The sequence below is a fragment of the Streptomyces sp. MAI_2237 genome, from assembly GCF_054189285.1.
Genome location: NZ_JAJPGQ010000003.1, coordinates 3,593,859 through 3,613,848 on the forward strand (window position 1 = coordinate 3,593,859; position 19,990 = coordinate 3,613,848).

A 19,990-nucleotide genomic window follows, 5' to 3' on the forward strand; every position below is an offset into this window, starting at 1 on the left:
CTCAACCGGGACAGCCGTGCGGACGGCCGGGCGGCGTGTCCGAAATAGTGTGTATTGGGTCTGCGGTGTAGAACGGGAGATGTGACGGCAATGGCTACGGAAACTCCCCAGCTCCACGCAGCGTGTGCCGTCCCCGCGCCGGGCAGCGAGCGGTGACGGCAGGCGACTCGTCGCGCCCCGGTGATCCGGAGCGCGGCACGCTCGACAAGGCCGCGGGCGAGAACTTCCCCGTGGCACCCTTCTTCCTGCCCAGGGACCGGCGCGACGACCTCATGGCGGTCTACGGCTTCGCCCGCCTCGTCGACGACATCGGCGACGGCGACCTGGCCCCCGGCGGCGCCGACGCCCGGCTGCTCGGCGTGTCGCCCGCGGACGCCGAGGACCGGCTGCTCCTCCTGGACGCCTTCGAAGCAGACCTCGACCGGGTCTTCACCGGCGAGCCCCGTCACCCCCTGCTGCGCCGCCTGCAGCACACGGTCCGCCGCCGCTCGCTCACGCCCGAGCCCTTCCTCGGCCTGATCGCCGCCAACCGCCAGGACCAGCTGGTCAGCCGCTACGAGACCTACGACGACCTGCTCGCGTACTGTGAACTGTCGGCCAACCCCGTGGGCCGGCTGGTGCTGTCCGTCACCGGCACCTCGACGCCCGAGCGCGTCCGGCTCTCCGACGCGATCTGCACGGCGCTGCAGATCGTCGAACACCTTCAGGACGTCGCCGAGGACCTCGGCCGCGACCGTATCTACCTGCCCGCCGAGGACATGAAGCGATTCCATGTCCAGGAAGCGGATCTCGCCACACCCACCGCGGGCGCATCGGTGCGCGCACTGGTTGCATACGAAGCAGAACGCGCCCGCTGTCTCCTGAATGAAGGCGCCCCCCTGGTGGGTAGCGTCCACGGCAGGTTGAAGCTGCTGCTCGCGGGGTTCGTGGCGGGGGGAAGGGCGGCGGTCCACGCGATCGCCGCCGCCGAATACGACGTACTTCCCGGCCCGCCCAAGCCCGGCAAGCTCCGGCTGCTGCGCGAGGTGGGCGTGACTCTGCGAGGAGAGGGGTGATCCGGACCGTGGAGTCGGAACAGCACGTGTCCGCACCGGTACTCGCCGCCTACAGCTACTGCGAGGCCGTCACCGGACAGCAGGCCCGTAACTTCGCGTACGGCATCAGACTGCTGCCGACGCCGAAGCGGCGCGCGATGTCGGCGCTGTACGCGTTCTCGCGGCGCGTCGACGACATCGGCGACGGAGCGCTCGCCGGGGACGTCAAGGCCGCGAGGCTCGAGGACACCCGGGCGCTGCTGACCCGGGTGCGCGCCGGCGAGGTCGCCGAGGACGACATCGACCCCGTCGCGGTCGCCCTCGCCCACGCCGCCGAGGCCTTCCCGATCCCGCTCGGCGGCCTGGACGAGCTGATCGACGGCGTGCTGATGGACGTCCGCGGCGAGACCTACGAGACCTGGGACGACCTGAAGGTGTACTGCCGCTGCGTCGCGGGCGCCATCGGGCGGCTCTCGCTCGGCGTCTTCGGCACCGAACCGGGAGCGCGCGGCGCCGAGCGCGCGTCCGAGTACGCGGACACCCTGGGCCTCGCGCTGCAGCTCACCAACATCCTCAGGGACGTCCGCGAGGACGCCGAGGGCGGACGCACCTATCTGCCCTCCGACGACCTCGCGAAGTTCGGGTGCTCGGCCGGGTTCCACGGCCCCACCCCGCCGGAGGGCTCCGACTTCGTGGGCCTCGTGCACTTCGAGGTGCGGCGGGCCCGCGCCCTGTTCGCCGAGGGCTACCGGCTGCTGCCTATGCTCGACCGGCGCAGCGGCGCCTGCGTGGCCGCCATGGCCGGCATCTACCGCCGCCTGCTCGACCGCATCGAGCGCGACCCCGAGGCCGTGCTGCGCGGCCGGGTCTCGCTGCCCGGGCGGGAGAAGGCCTACGTCGCCGTCCGCGGGCTGTCCGGCCTGGACACTCGGCATGTGACGCGGAGGACCGTCAGGAGGCGCGCCTGATGGACAAAGCGGTCCAAGGTGATTCCCGTGGTGAAAAGCGGCACGCAACCCTCCGGACGAGGACGGCGTCCCTGACTGCGACGGCCTGCCGTGCACGGTTCGACCACGGCGGTCGCGCAGGGGAGGACGCACGATGAGCGACGGCACGCGGCCGGGGGGACCGGCCGCCGGCACCCCGGGACGGTCCGGGCGCGACGCCGTCGTGATCGGCGGCGGGCTCGCCGGCATCACCGCGGCGCTCGCCCTCGCCGACGCCGGAGTCGACGTCACCCTGGTCGAGAGCAGACCGAGACTGGGGGGCCTCGCCTTCTCCTTCCGGCGCGGCGACCTGACCGTCGACAACGGCCAGCACGTGTACCTGCGCTGCTGCACCGCCTACCGCTGGTTCCTGGACCGCATCGAGGCGGCGGCGCTGGCGCCGCTGCAGGATCGTCTCGACGTGCCCGTCCTCGACGTCGCGCGGCCCGAGGGCCGGCGGCTGGGCAGACTGCGGCGCGACGCCCTGCCGGTACCCCTGCACCTGGGGCGCAGCCTGGCGACGTACCCCCATCTCTCGCTCGCCGAACGGGCCAGGGTGGGCCGGGCCGCGCTCGCGCTCAAGGGGCTCGACCTCGCCGATCCGGACCTGGACACGCAGGACTTCGGCGGCTGGCTGGCCGCGCACGGCCAGTCGGCGCGTGCCGTCGAGGCCCTGTGGGACCTGGTCGGGGTCGCCACCCTCAACGCGGTCGCGGGCGACTCCTCGCTGGGGCTCGCCGCGATGGTGTTCAAGACCGGTCTGCTGTCCGACCCGGGCGCGGCCGACATCGGATGGGCCCACGTCCCGCTGGGCGAACTGCACGACCGGCTCGCCCGCAAGGCGCTCGACTCCGCGGGCGTGCGTACCGAGGTCCGTACACGCGTCACCTCCGTCCTCACTGAGGAAAACGGGCGCTGGAGCGTTCAGGTTCCCGGCGAACGGCTCACGGCGGACGCCGTCGTGCTCGCCGTGCCCCAGCGCGAGGCCCATGACCTGCTGCCCGAGGGCGCCCTCGACGCCCCGGAGAATCTTCTGCGGATCGGCACCGCGCCGATCCTCAACGTGCACGTCGTCTACGACCGCAAGGTGCTCGAGAAGCCGTTCTTCGCGGCCCTCGGCACCCCCGTCCAGTGGGTCTTCGACCGCACCGACGCCTCCGGACTGCGCGAGGGCCAGTACCTCGCGCTCTCCCAGTCGGCGGTGCACGACGAGATCGACGAGCCGGTCGCCGCGCTGCGCGAGCGCTACCTGCCCGAGCTGGAACGGCTCCTTCCCGGGACGCGCGCCGCCGTCGTCAAGGACTTCTTCGTGACCAGGGAGCGCACGGCGACCTTCGCTCCCGCCCCCGGCGTCGGACGGCTGCGGCCCGGCGCCCGTACCAAGGCCCCCGGCCTCTACCTGGCCGGAGCGTGGACCGCCACGGGGTGGCCCGCGACCATGGAGAGTGCGGTCCGCAGCGGTGTGAGTGCGGCGGACGCCGCGCTGAGCGCCCTGGGCCGGCCCCGCCCGCGTCGTCTCTTCGAGTTCGAGGAGGCGGCCTGATGCTCGACCAGCACGCGGCAGGTCCCCGCACCCCCGGTACCGCAACAAGAGGAGAGACTGTGCCCACTGTGCCCCCGGCCGAGAAGGCCGATCGAGAGACCGCAGTGGACGTGACCGCGCTCCTCGAGCGCGGCCGGACCCTTGCCACACCGGTACTGCGCGCGGCCGTGGACCGTCTCGCCGCTCCCATGGACACCGTCTCCGCCTACCACTTCGGCTGGATCGACGCCGACGGCAAGCCCGCCGACGGCGACGGCGGCAAGGCCGTCCGCCCCGCCCTCGCCGTGCTGTCCGCCGAGGTCACCGGCGCCGCGCCCGAGATCGGCATCCCCGGCGCGGTCGCCGTCGAGCTGGTGCACAACTTCTCCCTCCTGCACGACGACCTGATGGACGGCGACGAGCAGCGCCGCCACCGCGACACCGTCTGGAAGGTGCACGGCCCCGCCCAGGCGATCCTCGTCGGCGACGCCCTGTTCGCCCTCGCCAACGAGGTCCTCCTCGAACTCGGCACGGTCGAGGCCGGCCGCGCCACCCGCCGGCTGACCACCGCCACCCGCGCCCTGATCGACGGCCAGGCCCAGGACATCTCCTACGAGCACCGGGACCGCGTCAGCGTCGAGGAGTGCCTGGAGATGGAGGGCAACAAGACCGGCGCCCTGCTCGCCTGCGCCTCCTCCATCGGCGCCGTCCTCGGCGGCGCGGACGAGCGCACCGCCGACACCCTGGAGAAGTACGGCTACCACCTCGGCCTGGCCTTCCAGGCCGTCGACGACCTGCTCGGCATCTGGGGCGACCCGGTGTCCACCGGCAAGCAGACCTGGAGCGACCTGCGCCAGCGCAAGAAGTCCCTGCCGGTCGTGGCCGCGCTCGCGGCGGGCGGCTCCGCCTCGGAGCGACTCGGCGAGATCCTCGCCGCCGACGCCAAGAGCAGCGACTTCGAGAACTTCTCCGAGGAGGAGTTCGCCGCCCGCGCCGCCCTCATCGAGGAGGCGGGCGGCCGTGAGTGGACGGCGCAGGAGGCGCGCCGCCAGCACACCATCGCCATCGAGGCCCTCGACGCCATCGACATGCCCGACCGGGTGCGGGATCGGTTCGCGGCGCTCGCCGACTTCGTCGTCGTACGGAAGAGATGATCATTATCGGTCGAATAGCCCTCGCGTAGTCGCCGGCCGGCGCCGCAGCAGAGGTTTCACAGGCACCGGCCGACGGCGGACCCACAGCAGCACGACTCGCACGACTGCACGAAGGGGAAGCCATGACAGCGACGACCGACGGAAGCACCGGGGCACTGCCGCCCCGAGCTGCCTCGGCCAGTGAAACCGAGAGCACCACCCCCGCGGCGGCCGGGGTTCACGACGTCGCCGTGCGCGCGACCCAGCGCGCGACCGACTTCCTGCTGTCCCGGCAGGACGCCCAGGGCTGGTGGAAGGGCGACCTCGAGACCAATGTGACCATGGATGCCGAGGACCTGCTCCTGCGGCAGTTCCTGGACATCCTCGACGAGACCACCGCGCACGCCGCCGCCCTGTTCATCCGCGGCGAGCAGCGCGAGGACGGCACCTGGGCCACCTTCTACGGCGGGCCCGGCGAACTCTCCACCACCATCGAGGCCTATGTCGCCCTGCGGCTGGCCGGCGACGAACCCGACGCCCCGCACATGGCCAAGGCCGCCGCGTGGGTCCGCGCGCAGGGGGGCATCGCCGCCGCCCGGGTGTTCACCCGGATCTGGCTCGCGCTCTTCGGCTGGTGGAAGTGGGAGGATCTGCCCGAACTCCCGCCGGAGCTCGTCTACTTCCCGAAGTGGATGCCGCTCAACATCTACGACTTCGGGTGCTGGGCCCGGCAGACCATCGTGCCGCTGACGATCGTCTCCGCGAAGCGGCCGGTGCGGCCCGCACCCTTCCCGCTGGACGAGCTGCACACCGACCCGTCCGACCCCAACCCGCCCAAGCCCCTTGCCCCGGTGACCAGTTGGGACGGCGCCTTCCAGCGGCTGGACAAGGCCCTGCACCAGCTGCGCAAGGCCGTGCCGCGCGGACTGCGCAGGGCCGCCATGAACAGCGCCGCTCGCTGGATCATCGAACGTCAGGAGAACGACGGCTGCTGGGGCGGCATCCAGCCGCCGGCCGTGTACTCCGTCATCGCGCTCTATCTGCTGGGCTACGACCTCGAACACCCCGTGATGCGCGAGGGGTTGGCCTCACTGGACCGTTTCGCCGTGTGGCGCGAGGACGGGGCCCGGATGATCGAGGCCTGCCAGTCGCCGGTGTGGGACACCTGCCTGGCGATGATCGCCCTGGCCGACGCGGGTGTGCCGGCCGACCATCCGCAACTGGTCAAGGCCGCGGACTGGATGCTCGGCGAGCAGATCGTGCGGCCCGGCGACTGGTCCGTCAAGCGACCCGGACTCCCGCCGGGCGGCTGGGCGTTCGAGTTCCACAACGACAACTACCCCGACATCGACGACACCGCCGAGGTGGTCCTCGCGCTGCGCCGGGTCAGGCACCACGACCCCGAGCGGGTGGAGAAGGCCATCGGGCGCGGGGTGCGCTGGAACCTCGGAATGCAGTCGAAGAACGGGGGGTGGGGCGCCTTCGACGTCGACAACACCAGCCCGTTCCCCAACCGGCTGCCGTTCTGCGACTTCGGCGAGGTCATCGATCCGCCGTCCGCGGACGTCACCGCCCACGTCGTGGAGATGCTGGCCGTCGAGGGCTTCTCCCACGACCCGCGCACCCGGCGCGGCATCGAGTGGCTGCTGGCCGAACAGGAGCCGGACGGCTCGTGGTTCGGGCGCTGGGGCGTCAACTACGTGTACGGCACCGGGTCCGTCGTGCCCGCCCTCGTCGCGGCCGGCTTCCCCGGCTCGCACCCGGCGATCCGCAGGGCGGTGGCCTGGCTGGAGTCCGTGCAGAACGACGACGGAGGCTGGGGCGAGGACCTGCGCTCCTACCAGGACAGCAAGGAGTGGAGCGGCAAGGGCGCCTCCACCGCCTCGCAGACCGCGTGGGCGCTGATGGCCCTGCTCGCGGCGGGGGAGCAGGACTCCAGGTCCGTCGAGCGGGGCGTCGAGTGGCTCGCCGCCACCCAACGCGAGGACGGCTCCTGGAACGAGCCCTACTTCACCGGCACCGGCTTCCCCTGGGACTTCTCCATCAACTACCACCTCTACCGGCAGGTCTTCCCGCTGACCGCGCTCGGCCGCTACGTCCACGGGGAACCGTTCTCCACCGGCAAGGGGGCTGATGAGCACCCACCCCGCCCCGGCACCGCTGCTGATCGCCTGCGCGCTCGGCATCGAGCACCTCGCGCTGCGCAGGGGCGACCGCGGCGAGGCCGGCGGGCCGGTCACCGTGCTGCGGACCGGGATGGGGCCGGAGGCGGCAGAGCGGTCCCTCACGCGGGCGCTGGCCGATCCGGCGCTCGCCGACGCCGCCGTACTGGCCACCGGGTTCTGCGCCGGGCTCGCGCCCGGGATGCATCCCGGCGACCTGGTCGTCGCCGAGGAGACCCGGGCCGCGGACGGAACCGTTCCGTGCGTGGGGACCGACCTGCTCGTCAAGGAACTCGTGCGTGCGGTACCCGGCCGCAACGTCCACACCGGCCCGCTCACCGGCTCGGACCACGTCGTCCGCGGTCATGAACGGTCGGATCTGCTCGCGACCGGCGCGATCGCGGTCGATATGGAGTCCGCTGCGACGCTTCTGAGCGCCGTGCGCACCGGCGAGCGCCCCGTTGCGGCCGTACGGGTGGTCGTGGACGCTCCTGAACATGAACTCGTCCGTATCGGCACGGTGCGCGGTGGAATATCGGCTTTCCGCGTTCTTCGTTCGGTACTTCCGGCTTTTTTCGAATGGCACCGTAATTTGCTGCTCCCCAGGAGGTGAGCCAGATGGCCATGCCGCTGCGTCAGTCCATCAAGGTCGCTACATACTTGGCCGAACAGAAGCTCCGCAAGCGGGACAAGTTCCCCTTGATCGTGGAGCTGGAACCTCTCTTCGCATGCAACCTGAAGTGCGAGGGCTGCGGCAAGATCCAGCATCCGGCGGGCGTGCTCAAGCAGCGCATGCCGGTCGCGCAGGCCGTGGGGGCGGTGCTGGAGTCGGGTGCCCCGATGGTGTCCATCGCCGGCGGCGAGCCCCTGATGCACCCTCAGATCGATGAGATCGTGCGGCAGTTGGTGGCCAAGAAGAAGTACGTCTTCCTGTGCACCAACGCCATGCTGCTGCGCAAGAAGATGGACAAGTTCAAGCCCTCCCCCTACTTCGCCTTCGCCGTGCACATCGACGGACTGCGCGAGCGGCACGACGAGTCGGTGGCGAAGGAGGGCGTCTTCGACGAGGCCGTGGAGGCGATCAAGGAGGCCAAGCGGCGCGGCTTCCGGGTCACCACCAACTCCACCTTCTTCAACACCGACACCCCGCAGACCATCATCGAGGTGCTCAACTTCCTCAACGACGACCTCAAGGTCGACGAGATGATGATCTCGCCCGCCTACGCCTACGAGAAGGCGCCCGACCAGGAGCACTTCCTGGGCGTGGAGCAGACCCGCGAGCTGTTCAAGAAGGCCTTCGCGGGCGGCAACCGCCGCAAGTGGCGGCTCAACCACTCGCCGCTGTTCCTCGACTTCCTCGAGGGCAAGGTCGACTTCCCGTGCACCGCCTGGGCGATCCCGAACTACTCGCTCTTCGGCTGGCAGCGCCCCTGCTACCTGATGAGCGACGGGTACGTGCCGACGTACCGCGAACTGATCGAGGAGACCGACTGGGACAAGTACGGCCGCGGCAAGGACCCGCGCTGCGCCAACTGCATGGCGCACTGCGGCTACGAGCCCACCGCCGTCCTGGCCACCATGGGGTCGCTGAAGGAGTCGCTGCGCGCGATGCGCGAGACGGTCTCCGGAAACCGGGAGTGAGGTCATGACCGCCGTCTCCCTGGGCGTTCCCGAGGTACCGGCCCGGCCGATCGCCGAGCGGCGCGTGTCGCGGCAGATCCACGTGGGCCCGGTGGCGGTCGGCGGCGGGGCGCCGGTGTCGGTGCAGTCGATGACGACGACCCGTACGTCCGACATCGGCGCCACCCTCCAGCAGATCGCCGAACTCACCGCGTCCGGCTGCCAGATCGTCCGCGTCGCCTGCCCCACGCAGGACGACGCGGACGCGCTGGCCACCATCGCCCGCAAGTCCCAGATCCCGGTGATCGCGGACATCCACTTCCAGCCGAAGTACGTGTTCGCGGCCATCGAGGCCGGCTGCGCGGCCGTACGCGTGAACCCGGGCAACATCAAGAAGTTCGACGACCAGGTCAAGGAGATCGCCAAGGCCGCCAGGGACCACGGCACACCCATCCGGATCGGGGTCAACGCGGGGTCGCTGGACAAGCGGCTGCTGCAGAAGTACGGCCGGGCGACCCCCGAGGCGCTGGTGGAGTCGGCCCTATGGGAGGCGTCTCTCTTCGAGGAGCACGACTTCCGGGACATCAAGATCTCCGTCAAGCACAACGACCCCGTCGTCATGGTCAACGCCTACCGGCTGCTGGCCGAGCGGTGCGACTACCCCCTGCACCTGGGCGTGACCGAGGCCGGTCCTGCCTTCCAGGGCACGATCAAGTCGGCCGTCGCCTTCGGAGCACTGCTCTCGGAGGGCATCGGCGACACGATCAGGGTCTCGCTGAGCGCGCCGCCCGCCGAGGAGGTCAAGGTCGGCATCCAGATCCTGGAGTCCCTCGGGCTCCGGCAGCGGCGCCTGGAGATCGTCTCCTGCCCCTCCTGCGGCCGGGCGCAGGTCGACGTCTACAAGCTCGCCGACGAAGTCACGGCCGGCCTGGAGGGGATGGAGGTCCCGTTGCGGGTAGCCGTGATGGGTTGTGTGGTCAACGGCCCCGGTGAGGCACGGGAGGCGGACCTGGGGGTCGCCTCCGGCAACGGCAAGGGCCAGATCTTCGTCAAGGGCGAGGTCATCAAGACCGTACCCGAGTCGAAGATCGTGGAGACCCTCATCGAGGAAGCGATGAAGATCGCCGAACAGATGGAACAGGACGGCGTCGCCTCGGGGGAGCCGGCCGTCACCGTGAGCTGAACAGCACGGACCGAAGGGGGCCCGAGCGTGACCATTCTGGAGAACATCCGGGGACCACGCGACCTTAAGGCGCTGTCCGAGGCGGAACTTCGCGAACTGTCCGAGGAGATCCGGGAGTTCCTGGTGCACGCGGTCGCCAGGACCGGCGGACACCTCGGGCCCAACCTGGGCGTGGTGGAACTGTCCGTCGCGCTCCACCGGGTCTTCGAGTCACCCGTGGACCGCATCGTCTGGGACACCGGTCACCAGAGCTACGTCCACAAGATCCTCACGGGCCGCAAGGACTTCTCCAAGCTGCGCGGCAAGGGCGGCCTGTCCGGCTACCCCTCGCGCGAGGAGTCCGAGCACGACATCGTCGAGAACAGCCACGCCTCCACGGCGCTCGGCTGGGCCGACGGCCTCGCCAAGGCCCGCCAGGTGCAGGGGGAGAAGGGGCACGTCGTCGCGGTGATCGGCGACGGCGCGCTGACCGGAGGCATGGCCTGGGAGGCGCTGAACAACATCGCGGCCGCCAAGGACCGGCCGCTGATCATCGTCGTCAACGACAACGAGCGGTCGTACGCGCCGACCATCGGCGGGCTCGCCAACCACCTCGCCACCCTGCGCACCACCGACGGGTACGAGAAGGTCCTCGCCTGGGGCAAGGAGGTGCTGCTGCGCACGCCGGTCGTCGGCAACACCGTCTACGAGTCGCTGCACGGCGCGAAGAAGGGCTTCAAGGACGCCTTCGCCCCGCAGGGCATGTTCGAGGACCTGGGCCTGAAGTACGTCGGCCCCATCGACGGGCACGACATCGGCGCCGTGGAGTCCGCGCTGCGGCGCGCCAAACGCTTCCACGGGCCGGTCCTCGTCCACTGCCTGACCGAGAAGGGCCGCGGCTACGAGCCGGCCCTGGCCCACGAGGAGGACCACTTCCACACCGTGGGGGTGATGGACCCGCTCACCTGCGAACCCCTCGCGCCCTCCAACGGCCCCTCCTGGACATCGGTGTTCGGCGACGAGATCGTCAGGATCGGGGAGGAGCGGGAGGACGTCGTCGCGATCACGGCGGCGATGCTGCACCCGGTGGGCCTCGGCAAGTTCGCCGCGAAGTTCCCCGACCGGGTGTGGGACGTGGGCATCGCCGAGCAGCACGCCGCGGTGAGCGCGGCGGGACTCGCGACCGGCGGGCTGCATCCCGTCGTCGCCGTCTACGCCACCTTCCTCAACCGCGCCTTCGACCAGCTCCTGATGGACGTCGCCCTGCACCGCTGCGGTGTCACCTTCGTCCTGGACCGCGCGGGTGTGACGGGTGTGGACGGGCCCTCCCACAACGGCATGTGGGACATGTCCATCCTCCAGGTCGTGCCGGGGCTCAGGATCGCCGCGCCACGCGACGCCGACCAGCTGCGGGCGCAGTTGCGGGAGGCCGTCGCCGTGGACGACGCGCCCACCCTGGTCCGCTTCCCGAAGGAGTCCGTGGGCCCGGAGATCCCGGCGGTCGACCGGATCGGCGGACTGGACGTCCTGCACCGCGACCCCGGCACGCCGGAGGTGCTCATGGTCGCCGTCGGCGTGATGGCTCCGGTCTGCCTGCAGGCCGCCGAGCTGCTCCAGGCGCGGGGGATCTCCTGCACCGTGGTCGACCCCCGGTGGGTCAAGCCCGTCGACCCGGCGCTTCCGGGCCTCGCCGCGGAACACCGGCTGGTGGCCGTCGTCGAGGACAACAGCCGCTCGGCGGGCGTGGGCTCGGCCGTGGCGCTGGCCCTCGGTGACGCCGAAGTCGACGTGCCCGTACGGCGGTTCGGCATCCCGGAGCAGTTCCTCGCGCACGCCAAACGCGGCGAGGTGCTGGCCGACATCGGGCTCACACCGGTGGAGGTGGCCGGGCGGATCAGCGCGAGCCTGGCCGTCAAGGAGGCCGAGAACACACTGGCCGTCAAGGAACAGGCGGACGGCACCGTCAAGGAGAGGGCTGAATGACCAAGGAGTTCGACCTCGGGGCGCTCCTGTCCGAGCGCGGAGCCGAACGCTACGAGCTGCACGGCAAGTACCTCAACCACCAGCTCCCGCGCATGCTGCACACCATCGGCTTCGACAAGGTCTACGAGCGCGCCGAGGGCGCCCACTTCTGGGACGCGGACGGCAACGACTACCTGGACATGCTCGCCGGGTTCGGGGTGATGGGCCTGGGCCGCCACCACCCGGTCGTCCGCAAGGCGCTGCACGACGTCCTCGACGCCTCGCTCGCCGACCTCACCCGCTTCGACTGCCAGCCGCTGCCCGGGCTGCTGGCCGAGAAGCTGCTGACGTACAGCCCGCACCTGGACCGGGTGTTCTTCGGCAACAGCGGCACGGAAGCGGTGGAGACGGCGCTGAAGTTCGCCCGCTACGCCACCGGCAGGCCGCGCGTGCTGTACTGCGACCACGCCTTCCACGGCCTGACCACGGGCTCGCTGTCGGTCAACGGCGAGTCCGGCTTCCGGGACGGGTTCGCCCCGCTGCTGCCGGACACCGCCGTCCCGCTCGGCGACCTCGACGCCCTGACCCGGGAGCTGGCCAAGGGCGACGTCGCCGCGCTGATCGTGGAGCCCATCCAGGGCAAGGGCGTGCACGAGTCTCCGCCCGGCTATCTGCGCGCCGCCCAGGAACTGCTGCGCAAGCACAAGGCGCTGCTGATCGCCGACGAGGTGCAGACGGGCCTCGGCCGTACCGGTGACTTCTACGCCTACCAGCACGAGGACGGCGTGGAGCCCGACCTGGTGTGCGTGGCCAAGGCGCTGTCGGGCGGCTACGTCCCGGTGGGCGCCACCCTCGGCAAGGACTGGATCTTCAAGAAGGTCTATTCGTCGATGGACCGGGTGCTGGTCCACTCGGCGAGCTTCGGGTCCAACGCCCAGGCCATGGCGGCGGGCCTCGCCGTGCTGTCCGTCATGGAGAACGAGCAGATCGTCGCGAACGCCCGGGCGAGGGGGGAGCAGCTGAGGTCGCGGCTCGCGGCGCTCGTCGACAAGTACGAGCTGCTCGCCGACGTCCGCGGCCGCGGCCTGATGATCGGCATCGAGTTCGGCAGACCGAAGTCCCTGAAGCTGCGCAGCCGTTGGACGATGCTGCAGGCCGCGCGCAAGGGCCTGTTCGCGCAGATGGTCGTCGTCCCCCTGCTGCAGCGGCACCGAATCCTCACCCAGGTCTCCGGCGACCACCTCGAAGTGATCAAGCTGATCCCGCCGTTGATCATCGGCGAGCCGGACGTGGACCGGTTCGTGGACGCGTTCACCGCCGTGATGGACGACGCGCACAGCGGCGGCGGACTGATGTGGGACTTCGGCAAGACGCTCGTGAAGCAGGCGGTCGCCAACCGGTGAGCCGGGGCGGGTGCCCGGCCTGAGCACCCGGAGCGGTTTTTGCCTCTGGGGCAACAAATTTGCCGCAGGGGCAAAGTCGCGGCTCAATGGAGTCATGAGCTCTCCGGAAGCCGAGTCCGAGCCGCTCGCCGGGCCGGACCTGCCCGCCGTGGCGCCTCAGCTGCGCGCCCTGCGCCGTCGCGCCTCCCTCACCCTGGAGGCCGCGGCGCGCGCCGCCGGGCTCTCGCCGGCCCATCTGTCCCGGCTGGAGACCGGACAGCGCCAGCCCTCGCTGCCGATGCTGCTCGCCCTCGCCCGTATCTACGGTACGACCGTCTCGGAACTGCTCGGCGAGCGGGTCGCCGACCGGGACGCCGTGGTGCGTGCCGGTGACATGGAACCGACCCCGGCGGGCGGCTGGACCTACTGGCAGGCCGGGTCGCCCGGCCGTGGCATGCAGGCCCTGCGCGTCCACGTACCGCACGGCTCGCAGGGCGACATCGTGCGCGTGCATCCCGGCGAGGAATGGCTGTACGTCCTCAGCGGGCGGCTGTGGCTGCGCCTCGGTGACACCACGCACCGGCTCGCGCCCGGCGACAGCGCGCACTTCGACTCGCTCACCCCGCACCGCATCGCCGCGCAGGACCCCGACGGCGTCGAGCTCCTGTTCGTCCACACCCTGCTGCAGAGCCCGACGGCCGCGTTGTGCCTCGGCCCCACCAATGGAGAGACACCATGAGCAACAGCAACATGGAGGAGAAGTTCCCCCGCGCCCTGTGGGTCCGGTTGATCATCTACATCGCCGTGGGACACGTCTTCGCCGCCTTCATCTACCTGCTGTTCGCGGTGGGGGCGAAGTAGGCCGGCCGCCCGTCAGTCGAGCAGCCGTCCCCGCAGCCGCTCACGGATCTCCGGCGTGACCCCGAGCCCCTGCTCCAGGTACGCCTCGACCCCGCCCCAGGTCTCCTCGATGGTCTCGAAGGCCGCCGCCAGATACTCGGCGCGCGCCTCGAACAAGGGGCTGAGCAGCTCCATGACCTCGGGGGAGTAGCCCGCGGAGGAGCTGCTGCTGCGGTGCACCTTGTAGCGGCGGTGCTTGGCGTTGGACTCCAGGTAGTCCGCGACGATGGCCTCCCGCTCGACGCCCAGGGCGAGCAGGGTGACGGCTATGGACAGCCCCGCGCGGTCCTTGCCCGCCGCGCAGTGCATCAGCGCCGGCACGCTGTCCTCGGCGAGCGAGCGCAGCACGCGCGTGTGCTCGGCGGTGCGCTCCCTGATGATCATGCGGTACGAGACGATCATACGGTCGGCGGCCTTGCCGTCCCCGAGGACCTCGCGCAGCTGCTCGATCTCGCCGTCCCGCACCATCGTCCAGAAGCCGGCGCCGTCCGCCGGGTCCGACAGCGGCAGGTTCACGTTCCGCACGCCCGGCAGCTCGACGTCCGGGCCCTCCAGCTTCTGGTCGGCGGCGTTGCGGAAGTCGAAGATCGTGTGCAGCCCCAGCGAGGTGAGGAACGCGGCGTCCTCCTCGGTCGCGTGCGCCAGATGCCCGCTGCGGAACAGCACCCCGTGCCGCACCCGCCGGCCGTCCACCGTCGGCAGCCCGCCCACATCGCGGAAGTTGCGCACCCGGGCCAGCTCCGGCTCGGTCGACGGGATCTGCTGCGTCACGGGGGCTCCTCCCAGTCCGCCCGCCGGCTCGGCTCGACGACGGGCACCCTGACGACGATACGACATACGTTTCCTTGGGCAATGAGTTGTCCACAGGCGTTGCCGTAGGCCCCCACCGGCATTGATGATGTTGCTGCTTGATCGCACCTGTTCGAATATGTGGGGGCTTGATGCTGGAGATCTCCGACAACGGCCGTACCTGGCTCCTGACCGGGCCGACCAGTGGTTACGCGATGCACCTCACCGAGGACGACGAGCTCCTGCATCTGCACTGGGGTCCACGGATCGCCCTGGCCGACGCCGAGGCCCTCGCCGTACGCCCGCTGCCCGACTACCGTCCCTTCGAGTCCCCGCTCGACGGCCGTGAGGAGTACCCGGTCGAGGGCGGCCCGCGCTTCGTGCGCCCCGCCCTGTCCGTGCGCTCCGCGGAGCGGCGCGGCACGGAGTGGCGCTTCGAGGCGTACGAGGCGGAGGGCGACCACCTCCGGCTCAGGTTCCGCGACGGCGGGTTCGCGATCACCCTGCACCACCGGATGCGGCACGACGTCGTCGAGCGCTGGGTGACCCTCGACAACGAGGGCCCCGGCGCCCTGGAGTTGCTGCGCGCGGACGCGGCCACCTGGACCCTCCCCGACCGCGACGGCTGGCGGCTGTCCCAGCTGCACGGCCGCTGGGCCGCCGAGTCCCGGCTCACCAGCTCGCCGCTCACCTACGGCGAGAAGATCATCGGCAGCCGCCGCGGGCACACCGGACACCAGCACCTGCCCTGGGTCGCCCTCGACACCGACGCCACCGAGGAGCGCGGCGAGGTCTACGGCTGCGCCCTGGGCTGGTCCGGCTCCTGGCGCATCGCGGTGGCCCAACTCCCGGACGCGCGCGTGCAGATCACCGGCGGCGCCGGGTACGACGACTCCGGACTGCTGCACCTGGCGGCGGGGGAGTCGTACACCACTCCCGTCTTCGCCGGGCTGTGGAGCGACGGCGGCTTCGGCGGTGCGAGCCGGGCCTGGCACGCCTACCAGCGCGCGTACGTCGTCCCGGACGCCGAGAAGGACCGCCCCGTGCTGTTCAACTCCTGGGAGGCCACGGAGTTCGACATCTCCGAGGAGCAGCAGGGCGCCCTCGCGCGGCGGGCCGCGGCGATCGGCGTGGAGCTGTTCGTCGTCGACGACGGCTGGTTCGGCAAACGCATCAGCGACCGGGCCGGGCTCGGCGACTGGACGCCCAACCCGGACCGCTTCCCCAAGGGCCTGGCACCGCTCGCCGACTACGTGCACGCACTCGGCATGCAGTTCGGTATCTGGGTCGAGCCCGAAATGGTCAACCCGGACAGTGACCTGTACCGTGCCCACCCCGACTGGGTGCAGTTCCAGCCCGGGCGCAGGCGGACGGAGCTGCGCAACCAGCTCGTGCTTAACCTCGCCCGCGAGGACGTCCAGGAGTACCTCTGGGAGCGGCTCGACGCGCTCCTGTCCAGCGCCCCGATCGACTACGTCAAGTGGGACTTCAACCGCTGCTTCACGGACGCCGGCTGGCCCGGCGACGCCTATCCGCAGCGCCTCTGGGTCGACCACGTGCATGCCCTGTACGCCCTGCTGGACCGGCTCCGGGCGGCCCACCCCGGCGTCGTCTTCGAGTCCTGCTCGGGCGGCGGCGGACGGATCGACCTCGGGATCATGAGCCGTACGGACCAGGTGTGGACCTCGGACAACACCGATCCGCTCGACCGGCTCGCCATCCAGCACGGCTTCAGCCAGATCCACCCCGCGCGCGTGATGGCCGCCTGGGTCACCGACAGCCCCAACACCCAGCTCAACGGGCGCGTCAGCTCGCTGCGCTTCCGGTTCGTCAGTGCCATGGCCGGAGTCCTCGGCGTGGGTGGGGACCTCACGCAGTGGACCGAGGAGGAACTGGCCGAGGCCCGCGACTGGGTCGGCCTGTACAAGGTGATCCGGCCGCTCGTCCAGCACGGCGAGCTCCACCGTCTGAGGCCGCCGACGGGCGGGCTGAGCGCGGTGCAGTACACGCGCGGGGACGAGACGGTCGTCCTCGCCTGGCTGCAGGCGCAGAGCTACGGCGAGCCTGTACCGGCCCTGCGGCTGCGGGCCCTCGACCCGACCGCATCGTACGAATGCCTCGAAACGGGCGAAGTGTATCGAGGTGCCGTATTGCTGCATCACGGACTGCGAACCGGACTGCGGGGCGACCTTGATGCGGCAGTTCTCCGACTGCGCCGCATCTGACTCTTGTGTCCGAATTGGCGCGTTGGTTCTGCTTCATTCCAACTCGCGCCGCAGCAAGGGAAGCTGGAGCAGCGTCACGTGAGCAGCGTCATAGCCGTGACGGTGCGTACCTCGTCATGCTCACGTAATCGCTCTGTCATTCCTGCGGATTGACGCGCCGGACGAAGCGGAAATTCACGGAGAGTGACCGTGAATTTCCGCGGAGGATCAAGGGAAACGCATTCGCGGGGAACCGTCGCTTGTCCCCTCGCGTCCTCGTCGCTTACGTTCCACACCAATCCGGACGGACGCCCAATCCTGCCGCCGCCCGGAGCCCGCACCAACTCACCCGTGAACGGCAGGAGCGGGGGACCCACAGGTACAACGCCTGTTCCGGTCTCCGGAACGGCTAGGGGTACAGCCGCGACCAGCGCGCGGCCGGGCATCTCCAGCCCGCACCCGACAGCTCACCTCGCAGGCGCCGGAGAGGAATTCGCCATGCCCGCGAAGGGTAAGCACCGCCGCCCGAAGCCCCAGCGCTTCACCCGCTCCATAGCCGTCGCCGGAACCGGCGGCGCCGCGCTCGCCCTCCCGCTGATGGGTGCCACCGGCGCCCACGCGGCCACCGCCCAGTCCGCTTCCCAGTCGGTTTCGGAAAAGGCCGTGCAGGTCCTTCCGAATACCGTGAAGAAGACGACCGAAAAGAAGAACACCGCCTCCGAAAAGGCGGTGCACGTCTATTCGGTGCGCTCCGGTGACTACCTTTCGAAGATCGCCGAGGAGCAGCACGTCAGCGGTGGCTGGCACAAGCTCTACACCGACAACCGCGACGCCGTCGGCGACGACCCGTCGCTGATCCACCCGGGTCTGAAGCTCACGATCGGCAAGAAGGCCGCGACGGGCACCACCAAGTCCTCCTCCGCGCAGCGCCCGGCCCCGTCCAAGGAGCGCTCCTCCTCCGCGGGCAAGGCCACCACCCGGAGCGCCACGGCGACCACCACCGCCGCCACCGGCTTCCAGCTCCCCGTCTCCGGCGCGACCGTCGGCACCGGCTACCGCGTGGCCGGCAGCATGTGGTCCAGCGGCTACCACACCGGCGTCGACTTCGTCGTCCCCACCGGCACCTCCCTCAAGGCCGTGGGCGCGGGCACCGTCGTCTCCGCCGGCTGGGGCGGCGCGTACGGCAACCAGGTCGTCATCCGGCTCGCCGACGGCTACTACGCCCAGTACGCGCACCTCTCGCAGCTCTCCGTCTCGGCCGGCCAGAGCGTGAGCCCGGGCCAGCAGGTCGGCCTCTCCGGCGCGACGGGCAACGTCACCGGCCCGCACCTGCACTTCGAGATCCGGACCACGCCGGACTACGGCTCCGACGTGGACCCGGTCGCCTACCTCCGCTCCAAGGGCGTCGCCGTCGGCTGACCCCCCGCCGCCACGCCGCCCGACACGCCGCCGAAGGCCGGACCCCGATCCCCGGGTCCGGCCTTCGGTGTGTGCGCCTGCCGATGGTCAACCCGTCAACCGTGCTGGTCGAGGCGTTATTCCGACCTTGGTCAACACTTTAGGAGTGGCTTATCTCACCGCCCGTCAAGCCCTGCCTACGGTCGCGTAGGTCACATTGGAAGGTGAATCATGACGGGCGTGGCAGACGATTCGAAGAGTGACAGCAGATCAGTGATCGGGTCGTACGTCGCGGTGGGGGACAGCTTCACCGAGGGCGTCGGCGACCCCGGCCCCGACGGGGCCTTCGTCGGCTGGGCGGACCGCTTCGCGGTACTCCTCGCGGACCGGCGCCCCGAGGGTGACTTCAGCTATACGAACCTCGCCGTGCGCGGCAAACTCCTCGACCAGATCGTGGCGGACCAGCTCCCGCAGGCCGTGGCGCTCGCCCCGGACCTGGTCTCCTTCTGCGCGGGCGGCAACGACATCATCCGGCCGGGCACCGACCCCGACGAGGTCGCCGAGCGGTTCGAGCGGGCCGTCGCCCGGCTCACCGAAGTCGCCGGCACCGTCATGGTGACGACCGGGTTCGACACCCGTGGCGTGCCCGTGCTCAAGCACCTGCGCGGCAAGATCGCCACCTACAACGGCCATGTACGGGCCATCGCCGACCGGTACGGCTGCCCCGTGCTCGACCTGTGGTCGCTGCGTTCGGTCCAGGACCGCAGGGCCTGGGACGGCGACCGGCTCCACCTCTCGCCCGAGGGGCACACGCGCGTGGCGCTGCGCGCCGGGCAGGTCCTCGGCCTGGAGATCCCGGCAGACCCCGACCAGCCCTGGCCGCCGCTCCCGCCGCGGGGCACCCTGGAGATGCGGCGGGACAACGTGCAGTGGGCCCGCGAGTACCTGGTGCCGTGGATCGGGCGCCGGCTGCGCGGCGAGTCGTCCGGCGACCACGTCACGGCGAAGGGCGCCCTGTCACCCGAGGACATCAGGACCCGGATCGCCTCCGTCGCCTGACGCCCGGCGGAATGAGGCCCCCGGTGCGTACCGGGGGCCTCACGCCTGCGATGCGGTCAACGCCGCGCGGTCCAGGCCCAGTTCGCGTGCCAGCGCCTCGTCCACCCACTCCTGCGCCCGGGTCCGCGAGACGGCACCGGCGTACGAGGTCAGCTGCACCGCCAGCCCGTCCAGCAGGGCCGTCAGGCGCAGGGCCGCGCCGAAGGGGTCGGGGCACCGGAACTCACCCGCGGCGACGCCCTCCGCGACGACCTCGGCGAGCGCCGCCTTCCACCGCTTGTCGAGGTCCTGCGCCACCTCCCGCAGCGCGGGCTCGCGCAGCGCCGCCGCCCAGCCCTCGATCCACAGCCGCCAGCCCTTGGCCTGGCCGGTCGGCGCGTACCAGCGCACGGCGGCGCGCAGTCGCCGTAGCGCCGTGGTGCGACGGCCGAGCAGCTTGCGCAGATGGGCCAGGTCGTCCTCGGCGGCGTAGGCGAACGCGGCGGCGACCAGCTTCTCCTTCGTCGAGAAGTGGTACAGCACCAGGGCGTTGCTGACGCCGAGCGCGGACGCCACGTCGGCGATCCGGACCGCCGCCACGCCCCGCTTCTCGATCTGCTCGATGGCCGCCCGCAGCAGTTCCTCACGCCGCTCGGCCACGCTCAACCGCACTCTCGCCACGCGGTCACCCTATCCGC

Annotated in this window: 17 protein-coding genes, 1 pseudogene and 1 riboswitch; of the genes and pseudogenes, 16 read left to right on the forward strand and 2 right to left on the reverse strand. The window is 71.0% G+C overall.

Annotated elements, in window-relative coordinates:
- Positions 1-152: 152 nt before the first annotated feature.
- The 13 genes and pseudogenes from hpnC (at position 153) to LN251_RS26865 (ending at position 13,824) form a co-directional block, all read left to right on the forward strand.
- Positions 153-1,055: a squalene synthase HpnC gene (hpnC, locus tag LN251_RS26805; protein ID WP_458246641.1), complete on the forward strand. Its 903-nt coding sequence runs from the start codon at positions 153-155 to the stop codon at positions 1,053-1,055.
- Positions 1,052-2,002, forward strand: coding sequence for a presqualene diphosphate synthase HpnD (hpnD, locus tag LN251_RS26810; protein ID WP_362985975.1), 951 nt, complete (start codon positions 1,052-1,054; stop codon positions 2,000-2,002). Before hpnC ends, hpnD begins: the two co-directional genes overlap by 4 nt.
- Positions 2,002-2,139 (forward strand): DUF6380 family protein, encoded by a 138-nt coding sequence (locus LN251_RS26815; protein ID WP_458246642.1) that lies wholly within the window; start codon positions 2,002-2,004, stop codon positions 2,137-2,139. The genes hpnD and LN251_RS26815 overlap by 1 nt, the downstream gene beginning before the upstream one ends.
- Positions 2,136-3,563, forward strand: a complete 1,428-nt coding sequence (gene hpnE, locus LN251_RS26820; RefSeq protein WP_458246643.1) for a hydroxysqualene dehydroxylase HpnE — start codon at positions 2,136-2,138, stop codon at positions 3,561-3,563. Before LN251_RS26815 ends, hpnE begins: the two co-directional genes overlap by 4 nt.
- A gap of 68 nt (positions 3,564-3,631) precedes the next feature.
- Entirely contained in the window at positions 3,632-4,696 is a 1,065-nt protein-coding gene (locus tag LN251_RS26825; RefSeq protein WP_458246806.1) for a polyprenyl synthetase family protein, read from the forward strand.
- A 122-nt stretch (positions 4,697-4,818) separates the two neighbouring features.
- Positions 4,819-6,792 (forward strand): annotated as a pseudogene (gene shc / locus LN251_RS26830) (squalene--hopene cyclase); the annotation flags it as partial.
- A gap of 16 nt (positions 6,793-6,808) precedes the next feature.
- Complete coding sequence (locus tag LN251_RS26835; protein ID WP_458246644.1) at positions 6,809-7,450, forward strand: phosphorylase family protein; 642 nt, start codon at positions 6,809-6,811, stop codon at positions 7,448-7,450.
- Positions 7,451-7,455: 5 nt separating this feature from the next.
- Positions 7,456-8,478 carry an adenosyl-hopene transferase HpnH gene (gene hpnH / locus LN251_RS26840; RefSeq protein WP_194081685.1) on the forward strand — a complete coding sequence of 341 codons (1,023 nt, stop codon included), beginning with the start codon at positions 7,456-7,458 and terminating at the stop codon, positions 8,476-8,478.
- Positions 8,479-8,482: 4 nt separating this feature from the next.
- The gene (gene ispG, locus LN251_RS26845) at positions 8,483-9,640 is read left to right on the forward strand and encodes a flavodoxin-dependent (E)-4-hydroxy-3-methylbut-2-enyl-diphosphate synthase (RefSeq protein ID WP_058921837.1); all 1,158 of its coding nucleotides are present in this window, start codon (positions 8,483-8,485) and stop codon (positions 9,638-9,640) included.
- 27 nt (positions 9,641-9,667) lie between these two features.
- A complete protein-coding gene (gene dxs / locus LN251_RS26850) occupies positions 9,668-11,602 on the forward strand; it encodes a 1-deoxy-D-xylulose-5-phosphate synthase (RefSeq protein WP_458246645.1) in 1,935 nt (644 codons plus the stop codon).
- A complete protein-coding gene (locus LN251_RS26855) occupies positions 11,599-12,984 on the forward strand; it encodes an aspartate aminotransferase family protein (RefSeq protein ID WP_458246646.1) in 1,386 nt (461 codons plus the stop codon). Before dxs ends, LN251_RS26855 begins: the two co-directional genes overlap by 4 nt.
- A gap of 94 nt (positions 12,985-13,078) precedes the next feature.
- On the forward strand, positions 13,079-13,702 hold the full coding sequence (locus LN251_RS26860; RefSeq protein WP_249839840.1) for a helix-turn-helix domain-containing protein: 624 nt from the start codon (positions 13,079-13,081) through the stop codon (positions 13,700-13,702).
- Positions 13,699-13,824 carry a DUF6126 family protein gene (locus LN251_RS26865; RefSeq protein WP_249839841.1) on the forward strand — a complete coding sequence of 42 codons (126 nt, stop codon included), beginning with the start codon at positions 13,699-13,701 and terminating at the stop codon, positions 13,822-13,824. The genes LN251_RS26860 and LN251_RS26865 overlap by 4 nt, the downstream gene beginning before the upstream one ends.
- Positions 13,825-13,836: 12 nt before the next feature.
- Here the strand turns inward: LN251_RS26865 and LN251_RS26870 are convergent, their stop codons facing one another.
- The gene (locus tag LN251_RS26870; protein ID WP_458246647.1) at positions 13,837-14,634 is read right to left on the reverse strand and encodes a tyrosine-protein phosphatase; all 798 of its coding nucleotides are present in this window, start codon (positions 14,632-14,634) and stop codon (positions 13,837-13,839) included.
- A 170-nt stretch (positions 14,635-14,804) separates the two neighbouring features.
- Here LN251_RS26870 and LN251_RS26875 point away from each other — a divergent pair, with 170 nt between their 5' ends.
- From LN251_RS26875 to LN251_RS26885, 3 genes are all read left to right on the forward strand, one after another.
- On the forward strand, positions 14,805-16,877 hold the full coding sequence (locus LN251_RS26875) for an alpha-galactosidase (RefSeq protein ID WP_458246648.1): 2,073 nt from the start codon (positions 14,805-14,807) through the stop codon (positions 16,875-16,877).
- Between the two features lie 307 nt (positions 16,878-17,184).
- A riboswitch (cyclic di-AMP (ydaO/yuaA leader) is annotated at positions 17,185-17,350 on the forward strand.
- Positions 17,351-17,354: 4 nt separating this feature from the next.
- Positions 17,355-18,275, forward strand: coding sequence for a M23 family metallopeptidase (locus LN251_RS26880; protein WP_458246649.1), 921 nt, complete (start codon positions 17,355-17,357; stop codon positions 18,273-18,275).
- 252 nt (positions 18,276-18,527) lie between these two features.
- Complete coding sequence (locus LN251_RS26885; protein ID WP_458246807.1) at positions 18,528-19,313, forward strand: SGNH/GDSL hydrolase family protein; 786 nt, start codon at positions 18,528-18,530, stop codon at positions 19,311-19,313.
- 39 nt (positions 19,314-19,352) lie between these two features.
- Here the strand turns inward: LN251_RS26885 and LN251_RS26890 are convergent, their stop codons facing one another.
- Positions 19,353-19,973 carry a TetR/AcrR family transcriptional regulator gene (locus LN251_RS26890; RefSeq protein WP_450437927.1) on the reverse strand — a complete coding sequence of 207 codons (621 nt, stop codon included), beginning with the start codon at positions 19,971-19,973 and terminating at the stop codon, positions 19,353-19,355.
- Positions 19,974-19,990: the final 17 nt, after the last annotated feature.